This is a genomic window from uncultured Lacinutrix sp. (assembly GCF_947500325.1).
Taxonomy (GTDB): domain Bacteria; phylum Bacteroidota; class Bacteroidia; order Flavobacteriales; family Flavobacteriaceae; genus Lacinutrix.
This window is the reverse complement of the sequence record NZ_CANMRQ010000003.1, coordinates 22,815-39,482: the sequence shown is the minus strand read 5'-3', so window position 1 is coordinate 39,482 and position 16,668 is coordinate 22,815. Positions and strand designations below refer to the sequence as shown.

Sequence of the window (16,668 nt, the reverse complement as noted above, 5' to 3'; positions counted from 1 at the left end):
CATAGCCGAAATAATAAATTGAAGTTTCATTTTTATTTGTGCGTGTCCTACAAGGTCAGGCTTTTGGCAGTCGCTCTCTGCGAGGAGCTTCAACAAAGCCTCAATCCTTCACGCAAATTTTAACTAAATTATAAATCATCGGTAAAATGTTTTATCGTTTTGGGCTTACTAAATTTGTTTTTATTATATGTTGAAGAGCTTCCTTTTGGTATAGATAAAGATTGCCAATCTCCTTTTTTAATTAGAGTACCAACAAATACAATTTGTCCAACATGATAAGAGTAGTGGGCTAACTGTCTGTTTATAGCTTCAATAACTGTGTGACCTTGATTTCGAATGTAAACAATACGTTCTAAATCACTTAGAGTTAAAGATTTAATAGCTTCAAGTAAACAAATCCAGCCGTTTTCCCAAGTCTTTATTAATTCTTCTTTAGACGCAAATGTACTTTCAAATTCTTGATCACGATGTCTCCATTCTTTTTCACCATCTTCGGTTAAAAAGTTGGTCCATCTTGATAGCATATTGCCAGCAATATGTTTTGTAATTATACTAATTGAATTAGAGTAAGAGTTTGGTGTATATTGTAACTCCTTAAATGTTAATTGTGAAAACGTTTTGTCTCCTAAGCTCTTATAGTATTCAAATTGTTTTACAATACTATGTAGATAGCTATCCATTTGGTTTATCAAATTTTACACTAATAGAATTAACACAATAGCGCGTACCTGTTTCTGTTGGACCATCATTAAAAACATGCCCTAAATGTCCTCCACAATTTGAGCATACTATTTCTGTACGAACCATACCATGTGTTTTATCTAAAACATATTTAACAGTGCCTTTTATAGATTCATCAAAACTAGGCCAACCACAATGCGCATCAAATTTACTTGAGCTTTCAAATAATTGCTGATTACAACCTGCACATTTATAAGTGCCTTCTTCAAAATGAAGATTATATTTTCCTGTATGTGGTCTTTCTGTTCCTTTTTGTCTTAGAATACGATATTCTTCATCTGTGAGTTGATTACGCCATTCTTCTTCAGTCTTTTTTATGCTAAAGTCACTCATTATTTTTCAGGAATGAAGTTTAAAGAGATTCCATTTATACAATGTCTTTTTCCTGTAGTGTCACTAGGGCCATCATTAAAAACATGTCCTAAATGCCCGCCACATGTAGCACAATGCTCTTCAGTGCGTGCGTGACCTAAATTATAATCTACAGAATAGGCAACATTTCCTTTTATTTCTCTATCGAAACTTGGCCATCCAGTTCCTGAATCAAATTTATGATCACTTTTAAATAATGGAGTATTACATGCGGCACAGGTATAAGTACCTTTTCTATATTCTTTATTTAATTTACTTGAAAAAGGTCTTTCTGTTCCTGCTCGTCTTAAAACATAAAATTGTTTTTCTGTTAAAGCTTGTTTCCATTGTTCTTCAGTTTTTGTAATCTCAAATACTTTTTCTTCTTTTTTCGTTTCTTGCGCATTGTTGCTATTACAATTAAATAAAATAAGCGCAAAACTTAATAATGCTATTTTTTTCATAGAGGGTTATGTTTTTCTCCAATAAAATGGAAATCATAATTAATGATATAAAGATAAATTTAAATACCTATTTGTTCAAATTAAAGTCGTTTTTTTAAATAAAAACTAACATTTGGAATAATTTATGTATTACTAGCTAAAAATGCACTTTATAGGTTTATGTATACAGTTTATCGAATAAACACTAAACATTTAGGTTTGCTGTTACAGCTTTTTAGTTCAACTTTTTGTAAATTTAAACACAGATTAATAAAACCATTAACAAAATGAAATACAAATCGAGCATTATTATGACATTAACACTAATCATGTTTTTGTCATGTTCAACAAATCCTTTTACAGGAAAAAGTACTTTAGCTTTAGTACCAAATTCGCAATTGTTCCCTACAGCTTTTGCACAATACAATCAATTTTTAGGGGAGAATAAAGTTATTACAGGAACTACTCAAGCAGATATGATTACAAGAGTTGGACAGCGTATTTCTGTTGCAGCAGAGCGTTGGTTAAATGCAAATGGAAATCAGGGATATTTAAATGATTATAAATGGGAATACAATTTAGTGGAAGACAAAGCTATTAATGCTTGGTGTATGCCAGGTGGTAAAATAGTATTTTACACAGGTATTCTTCCTGTAGCAGAAAACGAAGCTGCAATTGCTGCAATTATGGGGCATGAAGTTGCTCATGCTTTAGCTAATCACGGACAACAACGTATGAGTGCAGGAATGTTACAACAAGGTTTTGCTTTAGCTGGAAATATAGCATTAAATGAAAAAGATAGAAACTTATTTAACCAATATTATGGAATAGGTTCAACGGTAGGCGTAATGTTACCTTTTAGTAGAAGTCACGAAACCGAAGCAGATAGAATAGGTTTAATATTAACAGCTCTAGCTGGTTACAATCCAGATGAAGCCGCTAATTTATGGAGACGTATGGGAAAAGCAAGTGGAGGACAAGCACCACCAGAGTTTTTAAGTACGCATCCAGCAACAACTACTCGTATAGCTAATTTAGAAGCTTTAGCGCCAACAGCTAAATCTGAAGCTAAGAAATTTGGAGTGCAATCTTTTAGACCAATAACTAAGTTTTAATGTTTAGTTAACAATAAATTCTTATTTTCGAAGCCACTTAACCTAACAAGTGGCTTTTTTATTATGTCGAAAATACAAAAAGGGAGTAAAAAATTGCTTAATGCCTGGGCGTTTTATGATTGGGCAAATTCTGTATATACTTTAACTATTGCATCTTCTATTTTTCCAATATTTTATTCAGCACTATTTATAGATAAAATAAAAGTAGTTAATGCTTTTGGATTTGAATTTAAGAGCACAGCGCTTATAACATTTGTTACTGCATTTACATTTTTAGTTGTAGCTGCTACATCTCCAATATTATCTGGTATTGCAGATTATGTAGGTAATAAGAAAAGCTTTATGAAGTTTTTTTGTTATGTTGGAGGAACAGGTTGTATAGGTTTATATTTTTTTGGTATAGATGAAAGTGAAATTTATTACAGTTTACTGTTTTATTTTATGGGTTTAATTGGTTATTGGGGAAGTTTAGTATTCTATAATTCGTATTTGCCAGATATAGCGTATCCAGAACAACAAGACAGTATTAGTGCTAAAGGGTTTTCTATGGGATATATTGGCAGTGTATTATTACTTGTTATTAATCTTTTGATGGTAATGGGAGTAGAGGATGATCAAAAAATGCAAATGATGAGATATTCATTTATAACTGTTGGTTTATGGTGGATGCTATTTAGTCAATATACATTTTGGGTTTTACCCAAAGGAGTATCTAATGGACATAAAGTAACAAAAGCTGTTGTTTTTAATGGCTTTAAAGAATTAAAATTAGTTTGGCGAGAATTAAATAAAAACTTAAGACTTAAACGTTATTTAATTGCTTTTTTTGTGTTTAGTATGGCTGTACAAACAATAATGTTAGTTGCTGTTTATTTTGGAGAAGAAGAGATAGCTTGGGGAAGTGATGCTAATAAAACAATGGGATTAATAACTAGTATTCTAGTAATTCAATTAGTAGCTATTATTGGAGCTATTTTAACTTCAAGGGCTTCTGCTAAATATGGAAATATAAAAACACTTATAGTTGTAAATGCCTTTTGGATGTGTTTATGTTTTTATGCTTATTTTATGAAAACACCAGTTCAGTTTTATATAGCTGCTAGTTTAGTTGGGTTAGTTATGGGTGGTATTCAAAGTCTTGCACGTTCTACATATTCTAAATTTTTACCAGAAACAGAAGATACAACTTCTTATTTTAGTTTTTATGATGTTGCAGAAAAGATAGGGATAGTTATTGGTATGGTTATTTTTGCTACCATTGATCAAATAACTGGTAGTATGAGAAATGCAATTCTATTTTTAGTTATTTTCTTTATTCTAGGCATAATATTATTATTTCGAGTACCAAGGCAAAGTCTTGAAGATTAGTACTAAATTTCTTATGTTTGCTAAAATTTTTTGAATATGAAAAAATATAGTAAGCTTTCAGTTTTATTTTTATCATTATTTGTTTTGGTTCTATCTTCATGTGAGAATGAAGCGTTAGAAGGTTTTGACTCAAATGATGGTAATCCATTTACAAATAGTTTAATAGGGACTTGGACACTTGATGATTTTACTAGTTCTGTTAATACTTCAACAGTCGTTAATGGCATGCCAATCGAATCTGATATTGCAATAAATGGTTTTAACCCCAATTATAATATTACGTTTGCCCAAAATACATTTTCAACTTCTGGAGATTATGAATATTCTGTGGATATAGATATTACAGGTCAACCTACAATGTCTAATAATTATTCTCTTGATAATGTTTCTGGAGCTGGAGTGTATTCTACTAATGGAAACCAAATGACAGTAGATGGTTCTTTTTTTGAATTTAACTTTCAAGGTGTAGATAGTTCTATTTTTGAAGGAGAGCAAACGGTTACTTTTGTGATTTCTAATAATGGGCAAACGCTAACGTTTTCGCAAAATGAAACACAAACGAATAATACTGGTGGAGTTTCTACCACTAGTACAAACATTAGCACTTCAGTATGGACTAAAGTAAACAATAATACTAATACGGCATGTGCTGATGCTACTACATTAGTAAGTCAGGCAGAGACAGCATACAATAATGATACTTCTAATGTTGATTTATGTAATGCATATAAATCTACACTTCAAAATCAAATTAATGCATGTGGAGATAGTACAGGTGAAATACAAACTATAATAGATGGATTAGGAGATTGTCAAGATAATACACAGCCAACATCTGTAGAAATAAGCGTAACTACAGGAACTTTAAATATCGAATTTGATATGGTAGATGTTGTTGTAGATGGAACAACATTAAAAATTACTGGAGAAACTTCAGCTTCAAACCCATATATGATATACTTTGAAGTTGAAGAAGGAGCTACTGGTATGGAAATTATAAATAGTGCTTTTGTATTAACATTATCTACTACAGATCCAGATTATTTTCCTAACACTGCAGGAGTAGATGATTTTACTTCAACAATTACTGAAAATGCTACAGGAACCTTAGTTGGTTCTTTTGGAGGTATAGTTACTAATTCTACTGGAGGTGATTTAAGCCTATCTCAAGGTGTTATTAATATAATGTACTAAAGAAAATAATATTATAAATAAAAATGGCTTTTCTATAATATTATAGAAAAGCCATTTTTATTTATAGGGAATATGATACCTTGCGTAGAATATTAAATATGTTTGCTAAAAAAAATTAAATATGAAAAAACACAGTAAGATTTCAGTTTTATTTGTTTCACTATTCTTTTTAATAATGTCTTCATGTGAGAATGAACCATTAGTAGGTTTTGATTCTAATGATGGTAACCCATTTACAAATAGTTTAATAGGTACATGGGCTTTGTCAGATTTTGATGTTACAGTAAATAATACAAGTGATGTAGGCGGTATGTCAATAGAATCTAATGTTGAGATTGACGGTTTTAATCCTAACTATAATTTAACGTTTGCGACAAATACTTTTACAACAAATGGTAGCTATAGTTATAATACAATTGTGACAGTGAATGGGCAAGCTACTACAGATAGTTATACATTAGATAATGTAACTGGAGCTGGAGTATATTCAACTAATGGTAATGAAATGACAGTAGATGGATCTTTTTTTGAGTTTACTTTTCAAGGGATGGATCTTTCTGAATTAGGCGGTGAGCAAACTGTAAATTTTGCTATATCTGCAGATGGACAAACATTAACATTTACTCAAAATACAACCGAAACAAATAGCTCAGGTGGCTCAACTACTACCTCTATAGTTAACGCAACATCAGTTTGGACTAAAACTAATAATACAAATAATAGCTGTAATGTTGCTTCAAATTTTGCATCTTCTGCAGAAACAGCATATAATAATGATACTACTAATGCAGATTTATGTGATGCTTATAGAGCAGCACTTCAAAACCAAATTAATGTATGTGGAGATAGTACAGGTGAAATACAAGCTATAATTGATGGTTTGGATGATTGTAATGGAACAGGTTCTGGGAATTTACTTTTTTTAAAAAATAAAATTTTTACTTATGCAGACGGTAGTATGGAAACCGAAACTTATAACTATGATGGCAATAAATTAATTTCTATTACCTATTCTGATGGTTCTGCTACAAATTTCACCTATGATAATGATATTTTAACAAGGATAGATAATTATAATGATTTAGGAGGTTTAGGCGATTATGTAATTACGGAATATAACTCGAGTAACGAATTGATTTCTTATACGGTTTATATAACTCCTAATGAAGGGTTGAGATTTGATCTTACTTACAACAGTGATGATACGATTAATATTAAGGAATACTCTGGAGACCATGATTCACAAACAACATTGATTGAGGACGAAACAATTTCAATGCAAAATAATCAAATTACATTTGAAGATGATGTTGATGGATTGGAAGCTACATATAGCTATGATAACAAAAATGGCATTTATAAAAATATTTCTAATCTTAAAACATTGAATCTTATTAATATTGATTTTTCTGGTTATATAGATGGCGGTAATAATAATTTATTAGAGCTCTTAGAAACTGAAAATGGAGTTTCAAATATTCATGAAGAGCATACGTATACATATAATTCAGATAATTACCCTGTTACTTCAACATATAATTTTGATGGGGCTTTTGATAGTACAATTGAATTTATATATTATTAATATATTTTGTAAAAAAGCCGCTTTTCTATATATAGAAAAAGCGGCTTTTTACATACTTATTCTATGATATATCATGATTTAAATCTTAATATAAATCCCAGTTTCCCTTCTTGTAATATGTATAAAGCTTAGGAGAAAAAATTGTATTTACCTCTATACCAGTTGTGTCAACCAATGGTTTTCCAAAGGATGTTATTTGGTTTATAGCATTTTTTGTAAGCCATTTTAATTTTAAATTAGAGAAATTAATATTTTCTAATTGTTCTTTAGTAATTTCATTATTACTAGCTATTGTCCATCCCCATTCTCCTAACGTTAAAACTTGATTGTGTATTGGCATGGTTTCGAAATTAGCTGCTTTTAATGTTTTTTGTATACAATAAAATGCTTTAGTTGCATAATAAGGGCTTCCAGATTGGGTAATTAGTATTCCTTTTTGAGCAAGCCTGTTTTTACATAATCTATAAAATTCTTTTGAATATAATTTGTTTAAATCTACGTTATTAGGATCGGGTAAATCTATAAATATTACATCATAAGTTTCTTTAGTTTTTTCTAAAAATGTAAAAGCATCTTGTGTTATGGTTTTTAATTTAGGATTATTCATTGCATTTTTATTAAGCTTAGTAAAAACTTCATGAGATTTCCCAAGATTAATCATTTCCTTATCGAGGTCAACTAAAGTTATTTTTTCAACTTCATTATATTTAAAAACTTCTCTAGCGATACATCCGTCTCCGCCACCTAAAATTAAAATATTTTTATTTTCAGCGCTTAATTGCATAGGTAAGTGTACCATTGGTTCATGGTACATAAATTCATCAAAAGTAGAAAGTTGTTGATTTCCATTAATGTATAAAGAATGATTCTTTTTCCATTTAGTAATTACAATTTTTTGATACTTTGTTTGTTTATTATATACGATTTTATCTTTGTATTTAGCTTGTTCTCCGTATGTTACTATAGGTTCAGCAAAAAACAAACCACAGAAAATAATTATAGTTGTTATTATATATACAAAGCTTAATACTTTTTGACTTTTTTTATTAATAGCATCTTTTAAAACAATGAATAACCAAAAAGATACAGTTAAGTTTAATAATCCTAAAATAAAAGGAGTATAGGTTAAACCTAAATAAGGAAGGCCAATAAATGCAAAAAACAATCCACCTATTAAACTTCCAAAATAGTCTTTTTCTAGTATGTTAGAAATATTTAACCGTAATTCTTCATATTGATTGTTTATTCTTGTTGCTAGTGGTATTTCTAAACCAATTAATAAACCAATTAAAATTGATAATATATATATTACCAACCATGATATATCTGTAAAACCATAAATAAGATAAGATATAATAGCTGAAAATGACACCAATAAAGAAAGGACGAGTTCTGTTACTACAAAGTATAGTATAATATTCTTATTTATTAGTTTGCTAAAACGACTACCAAGTCCCATAGCAAACAACATAATTGAGACTATAAGTGTAAATTGTAAAATTGCATTTCCAATAAAATAAGACGCTAATGTTGATAAAATATATTCAGCAACAATGCCACTTATACCAGTCGCAAATAAAGCAACTTTAAGCGCAAATGATTTTTGTTTTATAGAGTATTTCAATGTGTTATTTTCCAGTTCCTCCAGACCTTGATCGAGTTGAAGAGCCATTATTGTATCTAGATGAATTTCTTTTAGACTTATTTCTTAAAGTATTCCAACGACTACTATTTTTACTTTTTCTGGTAAAAAATGAAGAACGTCTTTTTTTCTGATAATCACTTCTTGTTCCATAGTTATATTTATTTGAAGAAGTTTTATTACCATAATAGCTTTTACTGCTATTGTTATAAGTTCTATAACTATTATAATCGTTTCTATATACACTACGTCTAGTTCCTAACCAATACCAAAAAAATGGACTTGTTGAATGTGTTCTCCATCTTCTATTTGTTGAAGATGTAGTTTTAGTAGAATCTTGTTTTTGTTCTTCCCATTCTCCATGAGATTCATTTCCAATGGCCCAACCAAAACCTACAGGTTTAGCAACTCTAGATATTTTATTATCATGTTTAGAAATAATTTCCATACCTAAATCATTTTCATGTTTTAAAAAGAAACTCTTATTAACAGATTTCCATTGTTTAGAAGTACTGTATAATGAATCTCCTTTCATTTCTAATACTTTGTATTTATGTTGGTGATTAATAACGTTGTCTTCTTCTGTTATTTTCATATCGTCTAAAATGATAGAAAAATCATTTTTAGAGATACTATTTATAATTTCTTCAGATGGTTCTATAGAAACTTGCTTTGACCTTTTTTCCTTATTCCCACAGGCTAGTATTATAAAAGGTATAACTATAAGTATTAGTCTTTTAATCATTCTAATTATTTTTTATGTTTTTAATTTTTTTTGCTTTTATTTCTTTACCAAGAAACGCTTCATAACTTCCATCATCCCATTTTTCTATAGTAAGAATTGAATCTTTGTAATAAAACATGTAAGAATCTAACGACTCTCTTCTAGTATATGTATTAGGGTTTTTGTAGTTTCCAGAGTAGGTTTCATCTAATACATATGGATTATCTTCAAAATAAATAGTCCTTTCTTGTATTGCATCAATTAGAAATGATTCTTCGATATCTATATTTTCACTGTAAATCACTTCGTATTTACCTTTTATAAGCTCTACTTCAATATATGCTATCTTATTTAAAGATTGTATTGTATATTCTATACTTGAGTTATCCATATTCCAATCATATTCTCCAACTTCTACAATTGTCCAATCTGTATCAAATAATTTTAAAGTGTAATCTAACTTTAATTTGTTCAATGGGAATTCTTCTTTACTATTTCCAAACATATTATATTATTTCTTTATTACAATGGGGGCAAATGCATTTCTCTTGAGCTTTAGATTTTCTAACTTCGTCAATATATGCTGAGCTAATTATACCTGTTGGTAATGCTACAAAACCAATACCTAAAAGAGCTATTATAGCACTCATTATTTTTCCTAAACCTGTAATTGGATATATATCTCCATAACCAACTGTAGTTAATGTTGCAACTGCCCACCAAAGTGCTTCTCCTATATTTTGAAAAGCATCTGGTTGTGCTCTATTCTCTATATTATACATTAATGTAGAAGCTAAAATGAGAAGAATAAAAACTAAAAAAGCCGTAACAATAATTTCATTTTTAGTTTTTGTAATTACAGAACGTATAATTCTTAAAGATTTAAAATGCCTATTTAATTTTAAGATTCGTAATAAACGGAAAAGTCGTAATACCCTAACAATTCGTAGATCGATTTTTATAATGAAAGGAAGATAAAATGGTAGAATTGAAACTAAATCAATAACCCCAATAAATGAAGTTATATATTTTAATCTAGCCTTTGTCTTTGATAATTCTGAATAAATTAAATCTGCTACCCAAATTCTAATTACATATTCTATAGTAAAAAATATAATAGAAAAAATTTCTAAATATGTAAAAAAGGATTTGTATTCTATATAAATACTATTATACGATTCCAATATAATAGCTATTACATTTATAATAATTAATGTAGATATAAAATGTTCTATAAATACGTCTCCAAATGTATTTCCTTTTTCATCGTCAAAATATAAAAACACTTTTTTCTTTAGGCTCATAATTATGATTTCATTTTTGCTAAAAAGCCTCTATGTGATGTGTTTTTTTCTATTCTTTCAGCTTTAAACTGCTCTTTTATCCATAAAATTCCTTCTTTTAAATCTGAAGAATGATTACAAGTAAAAAAATCTAAAGCAACATATTTATGCTCTGGCCAAGTATGTATAGCTATATGGCTTTCTTTTATTACAATTACACCACTAACACCTATAGGTGAAAATTCATGAATAGTAGTGTTTACAATAGTTAAATTCATAATATTGGCAGCCTTTTCTAAAATTTTTTTTATAGAATCTGCAGTATTTATAATTGTTGGATCACAATCATAATAGTCTATTGTAGTTTGGTGGCCTAAGCTACTTTTTTTCATTCTTCAAATATATGTTATTTAGACTTTAATTCTAGTGTAGTATTTGTTACAAAATTATAAGACAAAAAAAAACTCTATTCGTTACAGAATAGAGTTTTTTATTTGTTCTAATGAATTTTATTTCCCAATGCTACCAGAGCCAGTCACTTTGGTATCTTCCCGCTTTGGATTCCCTTTGTATTCTATATCACCTGAACCAGTAACTCTAGCTTTAAGTTCTCCATTACAAACAGTTTCAATATTTCCAGAACCAGTAACTTTTGCCTCTACATCATTTGACTCTAAATTAAACCCATGAAAATCACCAGAACCAGTTACGCTAGCTTTTAAGTTATCTGTTTGCCCTTTTAAAGTCAGATCTCCAGAGCCAGTTACATAAGCTTCAGAATAATTTGCTTTTATATTTAGAACAATGTCTCCAGAACCAGACATTTTAGTTTTAAAGTTTGATGCTTCAATTCTATCTAAATTCATTACATCTCCAGATCCAGATAAGCTTACTTCATTAATATCCTGAAAAGGAATAGTAATTTTAACAGATTTGTTATAACTAGGTTTTAGGTTAATACCATTCTTGGTTTTAATTTTTAAGGTATTACCGTCTACTTCTGTAATAATATAATCTAAAAGGTTTTCTTCTCCTTCAATAGTAATATCGCCTTCATCTCCATTTACTAAGACAAAATCCATCCATCCGGCACATTTAACGGCATCATAATCTGATGTAGACCTTTTTATTGTAGTGACATTTCCATTGCCTTTAATTTTCTTACTTTTCCATTGCGCATTTACACAAGAGAAGCTGCACATTACTAGAGCTATTACTAAAGTTGTTTTTAATGTATTCATAATTTTCGTTTTAATTTTTCCGCGATTGCGTTGTAATTGATTAATAATTGATTGATTTAATTTTTATAAAAAGAAACACTACCATAATCGCTATTAATTTTTATAGTATTTCCTGAGTTTTCTGTATTGTGGTATCCTAAATAATATCTACTTGAAGATTGTACTCTTTTTTTAATAAATTCAAACGCATCTTCATCCTTTAGAGACGCATAATCTAAATTAATATCAAAATCAAAGGCTAATGCAGGATCGTATCCAATTTTTATACCTACATAATCTGAATCAATTGTAAGATTATTTAAACTTTTATGGAGCTTGTCTATTTTTATAGAACCATAGTCTGCATTTATATTAGCATTTTTATAGATATCACCTAACCTTAAAGTTAGATAGTCTCCAATTCCTTTTAAATTATTTGTTTTATCTATTGTTATTCCACCATAATTACAATTGTATTTTATATTTTCTGCAATTTCAACTCTAGATTTAGTATAGTCAGCAATTATGTTTAAATCTTTTGTTTTTGAAACGACATAATCACTATAATCTGCATTTATTTTTCCACTTTTTATGTATTCAAAATAGCAGTTATTAGAATAATCAAAAGTAATAGAGTTATCATCTGCTAAAAGTTCTTTAGTAGTAATTTTACCATAGTCACAATTTATAATAGCTTTTCCTTCTAGTGTTCCAAGGTTTATACTGCCATAATCATTATTTAAATCTACTTGTCCAGAGATAGGCATTTTTACAATGTAATTAATTTCCATATTCACATTACTATTACCACTAGACCAACTGCTCCACCATGATTTTTCTTTGTTTTTATTAAAACGTGTTTTAGCAGAAACCATATCACCTTCTTTGGCAAAGTCTATAGTAATTTCATCCAATTTTTTCTGGACTTTCTCTTCATTATTACCACTAGTTTTAATTTTTATTTCGAAAACAATTCTGTTTTCATTCCAAGTAACAATATCTAGATTGCCATAGCTATTATTAATTTTAAGAGTTGCATTCTTACTAACGCTATATTCTTGTTTAACAGTTTTTTCTTTTTTGTATTTGCCTTTTCCATTAGTATTTGCAACCATAACAAATGGTAGTACAAATAATATAAGACATACTTTATATCGTAATAATATTTTCATCGTTTTTTTCTTTTAAGTTTTTAGTTTCTTCTATGTTTTTTAAAACAGATTTCAATAAGTCAACTCTATTCATAAAGTTGTTAATCATGGCATGAATTACGCGCTTATCATTACCACTTTCTGTTAAATCTAATTTTAATTGTTGATACTCTTTTTCAAGTATATCTACTTGGTTTAATGCATCCTTTATTAATAATTCGGTTTCTGGTGTACGATTATTTTTTATTTTTTCTAACTCTTCTGTTATTACTGAGGTAAAAAAACTTTGAGTATCTGCCATTTCTTGCGATACATTTGCTAAATCTTTAATCTCAGGTTCTTTATTAAAATTAAAAACTAATGTTAACATAAGTAAAACAGAAGCAGCTATACCTATAAAAGGTTTCCATAAATTACGCTTGTTGCTTACTATTTGTTTTTCTGTATCAATGGTTTTTAACTTTTTAAGAAAATTTTCTTGATGAGAACGACTTGGAGATTCAATATCAAAATCACCTTGTAGTCTTTCAAATAGATTATTTATGTTGTCATTTTTCATTTTCATTACACTTAATTATTTTTAACATACTTGAGCAAGCATTTTTTGTCTTAGACTATCTTTTGCTCTTGAAATCATTGTGCGACAATTTGAGTTTGAAATAACCATGATTTCACTTATTTCTTCATAATCATAACCTTCAATTAAATGAAGTGTAAGTACAACTCTATAATTATCTTTTAAAAGAGACATTGTTTCTAATACTTGTTTCGCTTTTGCATTGTTGTATTCATGACTTGATTCAATACCATTATTGTCTTCAACTTTGTATAAAACATCATTAAGAGGGACTTCATCAAACTTTGTACTCTTATTATAATGATAAATACTTTTATTAATTACTATTCGTTTTAACCAAGCTCCAAACGTTTTAATATCCTTTAATGTTTCTAATTTTGTAAATGCTTGTAAAAAAGCATCTTGCATAACGTCTTCTGCCTCATATCTATCTTTCACTATACGATAAGCCGTATTATACATTGCTTTATAGTATCTATTATATATTTCCAATTGTGCCGATTGGTTTTTTGAGATACAAAGCTTGATGAGCTCTTCTGTATTGTGATTGGTTAATATCAATTTTTTGATGGTTTGTTGTAATAAAGATAGTAGTAAAATTAATTTGTTACAGTTTGACTAAAATTTTTTCTAAATCATTAATTTTAATTCTTCTTCTTAAAATTAAGAATGGCATATTAATTGATTTTTTACTAACAATAAAGACAGTTTATTTGTTGATAATGTTTTGATAATCAGCAAATTTTAAAAATAAAACAGTTTAATTTTACAAATGGTACATTATGTGATTAAGAAATCAATGACATAATGACGTATATATAAATATGAAAAAATCTAATTTTATTAGTTTAGACAGTTTGTCATTACAAGACTTTGATGAAAATTCAGAGTTAATTCCGTTAATGACACCCGAAGATGAAGAAAAAATAAATAATGAAGAGTTACCTAAGACATTGCCTATATTGTCTTTAAGAAATACAGTGTTATTTCCTGGTGTTGTAATTCCAATTACAGCAGGAAGAGATAAGTCTATAAAGCTTATTAATGATGCGAATAAAGGTAATAAGGTAATTGGAGTAGTATCTCAAAAAGATGAAGCTGTAGAAGATCCTAAAGCTGGAGATTTACATGAAATAGGTACAGTAGCACGTATACTTAAGGTGCTTAAAATGCCAGATGGTAATACTACTGTTATAATTCAAGGTAAAAAACGTTTTGGTTTAGCTGAAGTTATAACGGAAGAACCATACATTAATGCTACTGTACGTGAAGTTTCAGAAGCTAAACCTGCAAAAAAGAATAAGGAGTTTCAAGCAATTATAGATTCTATAAAAGACTTAGCACTGCAAATAATTAAAGACTCTCCAAATATTCCTAGCGAAGCGTCTTTTGCAATTCAAAATATAGAAAGTGATTCTTTTTTAATCAATTTCGTGTCTTCAAACATGAATTTACCTGTAAAAGATAAACAATCACTTTTAGAAAAGCATGATTTAAAAGAAAGAGCATTAGAAACATTGAAGTTTATGAATATAGAACTTCAAAAACTTGAGTTGAAAAACGATATCCAGTCTAAGGTACAAACGGATATGAATCAACAACAACGAGAGTATTTTTTAAACCAGCAAATGAAAACCATTCAAGAAGAATTAGGTGGTGGTAATGCAGAAGAGCTGGAAGAAATGAAACTTCGTGCTAAAGCTAAGAAATGGAACGAGAAAGTTGCAAAACATTTTGATAAAGAACTATCAAAAATGCAGCGCATGAATCCTCAAGTTGCAGAGTATTCTATACAACGTAACTATTTAGATTTGTTTCTAGACTTACCTTGGAATGAGTTTAGTGAAGATAAATTCGATTTAAAAAGAGCTAAGAAAATCCTTGATAGAGATCATTATGGATTAGATGATGTTAAAAAACGAATTATAGAACATTTAGCAGTTTTAAAGCTACGTAATGATATGAAATCTCCAATTTTATGTCTTTATGGACCACCAGGAGTAGGTAAAACATCATTAGGAAAATCGATAGCAGAAGCTTTAGGTAGAGAGTATGTTCGTATGTCTTTAGGTGGATTACGTGATGAAGCAGAAATTCGGGGACATAGAAAAACTTATATAGGTGCTATGCCTGGACGTATTATCCAGTCTTTAAAAAAGGCAGGGACATCAAATCCAGTATTTGTTTTAGATGAGATAGACAAATTAACGAACTCTAATCAAGGAGATCCATCATCTGCTTTACTTGAAGTCTTAGATCCTGAACAGAATAGTGAATTTCATGATAATTTTCTTGAAATGGGTTACGACCTTTCTAAAGTTATGTTTATTGCTACTTCTAATAGTCTAGGTAATATTCAACCAGCTTTACGCGATAGAATGGAAATCATTAATGTTACTGGGTATACTATTGAAGAAAAAGTTGAAATAGCAAAACGTCACTTATTGCCTAAGCAATTGAAAGAGCATGGTTTAGATGATTCGCATTTAAAAATTGGCAAACCGCAATTAGAAAAGATAGTAGAAGGATATACTAGAGAATCTGGTGTGCGTGGTTTAGAAAAGCAAATTGCTAAAATGGTACGTTATGGCGCAATGAACATTGCTATGGAAGAAACGTACGATCTTAAAGTTACAAATGAAACTATTGTTGATGTTTTAGGAGGACCAAAATTAGAACGTGATAAATATGAGAATAATAATGTTGCGGGTGTTGTAACTGGATTAGCATGGACTAGAGTAGGAGGCGATATTTTATTTATTGAATCTATTTTATCTAAAGGAAAAGGAACAATGACTATTACTGGTAATTTAGGTAAAGTCATGAAAGAATCTGCTACTATTGCTATGGAGTTTATTAAAGCGAATGCAGATGAATTTGAAATTAATCCTGATATTTTCGATAAGTATAATGTACATATACATGTTCCAGAAGGAGCAACGCCTAAAGATGGGCCAAGTGCTGGTGTAACAATGTTAACGTCTTTAGTATCTTTATTTACGCAAAAGAAAGTTAAAAAGAGTCTAGCAATGACTGGCGAGATTACACTTCGTGGGAAAGTTTTACCTGTTGGCGGAATTAAAGAAAAAATTCTTGCTGCAAAACGAGCAAAAATAAAAGAAATATTACTTTGCGAAGATAACCGTCGAGATATTGAAGAGATTAAACAAGATTATTTAAAAGGTTTAACTTTTCATTATGTTAGCGATATGAAAGATGTATTAAAATTAGCCCTAACAAATCAAAAAGTTAAAAACGCTAAAAAATTATAATA

17 protein-coding genes are annotated in these 16,668 nt (G+C 29.1%); 5 read left to right on the top strand and 12 right to left on the bottom strand.

The annotated features are described in order from the left end of the window. Nucleotides 1–128: 128 nt before the first annotated feature. The 3 genes from Q0997_RS05340 to msrB (Q0997_RS05330) are packed head-to-tail and all read right to left on the bottom strand — an operon-like array spanning nt 129 to nt 1,556. Nucleotides 129–680, bottom strand: coding sequence for a DUF1572 family protein (locus Q0997_RS05340; RefSeq protein ID WP_299885648.1), 552 nt, complete (start codon nt 678–680; stop codon nt 129–131). Continuing rightward, nucleotides 673–1,074, bottom strand: a complete 402-nt coding sequence (gene msrB / locus Q0997_RS05335; RefSeq protein WP_299885645.1) for a peptide-methionine (R)-S-oxide reductase MsrB — start codon at nt 1,072–1,074, stop codon at nt 673–675. Before msrB (Q0997_RS05335) ends, Q0997_RS05340 begins: the two co-directional genes overlap by 8 nt. Continuing rightward, the gene (gene msrB, locus Q0997_RS05330; RefSeq protein ID WP_299885642.1) at nt 1,074–1,556 is read right to left on the bottom strand and encodes a peptide-methionine (R)-S-oxide reductase MsrB; all 483 of its coding nucleotides are present in this window, start codon (nt 1,554–1,556) and stop codon (nt 1,074–1,076) included. Before msrB (Q0997_RS05330) ends, msrB (Q0997_RS05335) begins: the two co-directional genes overlap by 1 nt. Before the next feature lie 266 nt (nt 1,557–1,822). Between msrB (Q0997_RS05330) and Q0997_RS05325 the strand changes: the two genes are divergently transcribed. The 4 genes from Q0997_RS05325 to Q0997_RS05310 all read left to right on the top strand — a co-directional run bounded on the left by Q0997_RS05325 (nt 1,823) and on the right by Q0997_RS05310 (nt 6,797). Continuing rightward, nucleotides 1,823–2,650 (top strand): M48 family metallopeptidase, encoded by an 828-nt coding sequence (locus tag Q0997_RS05325; protein ID WP_299885639.1) that lies wholly within the window; start codon nt 1,823–1,825, stop codon nt 2,648–2,650. Between the two features lie 63 nt (nt 2,651–2,713). Further along, complete coding sequence (locus Q0997_RS05320) at nt 2,714–4,018, top strand: MFS transporter (protein WP_299885636.1); 1,305 nt, start codon at nt 2,714–2,716, stop codon at nt 4,016–4,018. 36 nt (nt 4,019–4,054) lie between these two features. Next, a complete protein-coding gene (locus tag Q0997_RS05315) occupies nt 4,055–5,212 on the top strand; it encodes a hypothetical protein (RefSeq protein ID WP_299885633.1) in 1,158 nt (385 codons plus the stop codon). A gap of 121 nt (nt 5,213–5,333) precedes the next feature. Further along, nucleotides 5,334–6,797, top strand: a complete 1,464-nt coding sequence (locus Q0997_RS05310; RefSeq protein ID WP_299885632.1) for a hypothetical protein — start codon at nt 5,334–5,336, stop codon at nt 6,795–6,797. 85 nt (nt 6,798–6,882) lie between these two features. Here the strand turns inward: Q0997_RS05310 and Q0997_RS05305 are convergent, their stop codons facing one another. The 9 genes from Q0997_RS05305 to Q0997_RS05265 form a co-directional block, all read right to left on the bottom strand. Beyond that, the gene (locus Q0997_RS05305) at nt 6,883–8,469 is read right to left on the bottom strand and encodes a polyamine aminopropyltransferase (protein ID WP_299885629.1); all 1,587 of its coding nucleotides are present in this window, start codon (nt 8,467–8,469) and stop codon (nt 6,883–6,885) included. Beyond that, entirely contained in the window at nt 8,426–9,184 is a 759-nt protein-coding gene (locus Q0997_RS05300; RefSeq protein ID WP_299885627.1) for a hypothetical protein, read from the bottom strand. Before Q0997_RS05300 ends, Q0997_RS05305 begins: the two co-directional genes overlap by 44 nt. 1 nt (nt 9,185) lies before the next feature. Continuing rightward, nucleotides 9,186–9,668: a DUF4178 domain-containing protein gene (locus tag Q0997_RS05295; protein WP_299885624.1), complete on the bottom strand. Its 483-nt coding sequence runs from the start codon at nt 9,666–9,668 to the stop codon at nt 9,186–9,188. A 1-nt stretch (nt 9,669) separates the two neighbouring features. Continuing rightward, the gene (locus Q0997_RS05290; RefSeq protein ID WP_299885621.1) at nt 9,670–10,467 is read right to left on the bottom strand and encodes an ion transporter; all 798 of its coding nucleotides are present in this window, start codon (nt 10,465–10,467) and stop codon (nt 9,670–9,672) included. Nucleotides 10,468–10,469: 2 nt separating this feature from the next. Further along, nucleotides 10,470–10,838: an adenosylmethionine decarboxylase gene (speD, locus tag Q0997_RS05285; RefSeq protein WP_299885618.1), complete on the bottom strand. Its 369-nt coding sequence runs from the start codon at nt 10,836–10,838 to the stop codon at nt 10,470–10,472. 117 nt (nt 10,839–10,955) lie between these two features. Next, nucleotides 10,956–11,687, bottom strand: coding sequence for a head GIN domain-containing protein (locus Q0997_RS05280; RefSeq protein WP_299885615.1), 732 nt, complete (start codon nt 11,685–11,687; stop codon nt 10,956–10,958). Nucleotides 11,688–11,743: 56 nt separating this feature from the next. Further along, complete coding sequence (locus Q0997_RS05275) at nt 11,744–12,838, bottom strand: hypothetical protein (RefSeq protein WP_299885612.1); 1,095 nt, start codon at nt 12,836–12,838, stop codon at nt 11,744–11,746. Then, nucleotides 12,816–13,376 carry a hypothetical protein gene (locus Q0997_RS05270; RefSeq protein WP_299885609.1) on the bottom strand — a complete coding sequence of 187 codons (561 nt, stop codon included), beginning with the start codon at nt 13,374–13,376 and terminating at the stop codon, nt 12,816–12,818. The genes Q0997_RS05275 and Q0997_RS05270 overlap by 23 nt, the downstream gene beginning before the upstream one ends. 21 nt (nt 13,377–13,397) lie before the next feature. After that, nucleotides 13,398–13,955, bottom strand: a complete 558-nt coding sequence (locus Q0997_RS05265) for an RNA polymerase sigma factor (protein ID WP_299885606.1) — start codon at nt 13,953–13,955, stop codon at nt 13,398–13,400. 263 nt (nt 13,956–14,218) lie between these two features. Between Q0997_RS05265 and lon the strand changes: the two genes are divergently transcribed. Then, nucleotides 14,219–16,666: an endopeptidase La gene (lon, locus tag Q0997_RS05260; RefSeq protein WP_299885603.1), complete on the top strand. Its 2,448-nt coding sequence runs from the start codon at nt 14,219–14,221 to the stop codon at nt 16,664–16,666. The last annotated feature ends 2 nt before the right edge of the window (nt 16,667–16,668 follow it).

Coding starts and splice junctions, on each gene's coding strand:
- Q0997_RS05315 (WP_299885633.1), top strand. CDS start 4,055: ATGAAAAAATATAGTAAGCTTTCAGTTTTATTTTTATCATTATTTGTT.
- Q0997_RS05310 (WP_299885632.1), top strand. CDS start 5,334: ATGAAAAAACACAGTAAGATTTCAGTTTTATTTGTTTCACTATTCTTT.
- msrB (WP_299885642.1), bottom strand. CDS start 1,556: ATGAAAAAAATAGCATTATTAAGTTTTGCGCTTATTTTATTTAATTGT.
- Q0997_RS05325 (WP_299885639.1), top strand. CDS start 1,823: ATGAAATACAAATCGAGCATTATTATGACATTAACACTAATCATGTTT.
- Q0997_RS05270 (WP_299885609.1), bottom strand. CDS start 13,376: ATGAAAAATGACAACATAAATAATCTATTTGAAAGACTACAAGGTGAT.
- Q0997_RS05300 (WP_299885627.1), bottom strand. CDS start 9,184: ATGATTAAAAGACTAATACTTATAGTTATACCTTTTATAATACTAGCC.
- speD (WP_299885618.1), bottom strand. CDS start 10,838: ATGAAAAAAAGTAGCTTAGGCCACCAAACTACAATAGACTATTATGAT.
- msrB (WP_299885645.1), bottom strand. CDS start 1,074: ATGAGTGACTTTAGCATAAAAAAGACTGAAGAAGAATGGCGTAATCAA.
- Q0997_RS05305 (WP_299885629.1), bottom strand. CDS start 8,469: ATGGCTCTTCAACTCGATCAAGGTCTGGAGGAACTGGAAAATAACACA.
- Q0997_RS05280 (WP_299885615.1), bottom strand. CDS start 11,687: ATGAATACATTAAAAACAACTTTAGTAATAGCTCTAGTAATGTGCAGC.
- Q0997_RS05340 (WP_299885648.1), bottom strand. CDS start 680: ATGGATAGCTATCTACATAGTATTGTAAAACAATTTGAATACTATAAG.
- Q0997_RS05275 (WP_299885612.1), bottom strand. CDS start 12,838: ATGAAAATATTATTACGATATAAAGTATGTCTTATATTATTTGTACTA.
- Q0997_RS05320 (WP_299885636.1), top strand. CDS start 2,714: ATGTCGAAAATACAAAAAGGGAGTAAAAAATTGCTTAATGCCTGGGCG.
- Q0997_RS05295 (WP_299885624.1), bottom strand. CDS start 9,668: ATGTTTGGAAATAGTAAAGAAGAATTCCCATTGAACAAATTAAAGTTA.
- Q0997_RS05290 (WP_299885621.1), bottom strand. CDS start 10,467: ATGAGCCTAAAGAAAAAAGTGTTTTTATATTTTGACGATGAAAAAGGA.
- lon (WP_299885603.1), top strand. CDS start 14,219: ATGAAAAAATCTAATTTTATTAGTTTAGACAGTTTGTCATTACAAGAC.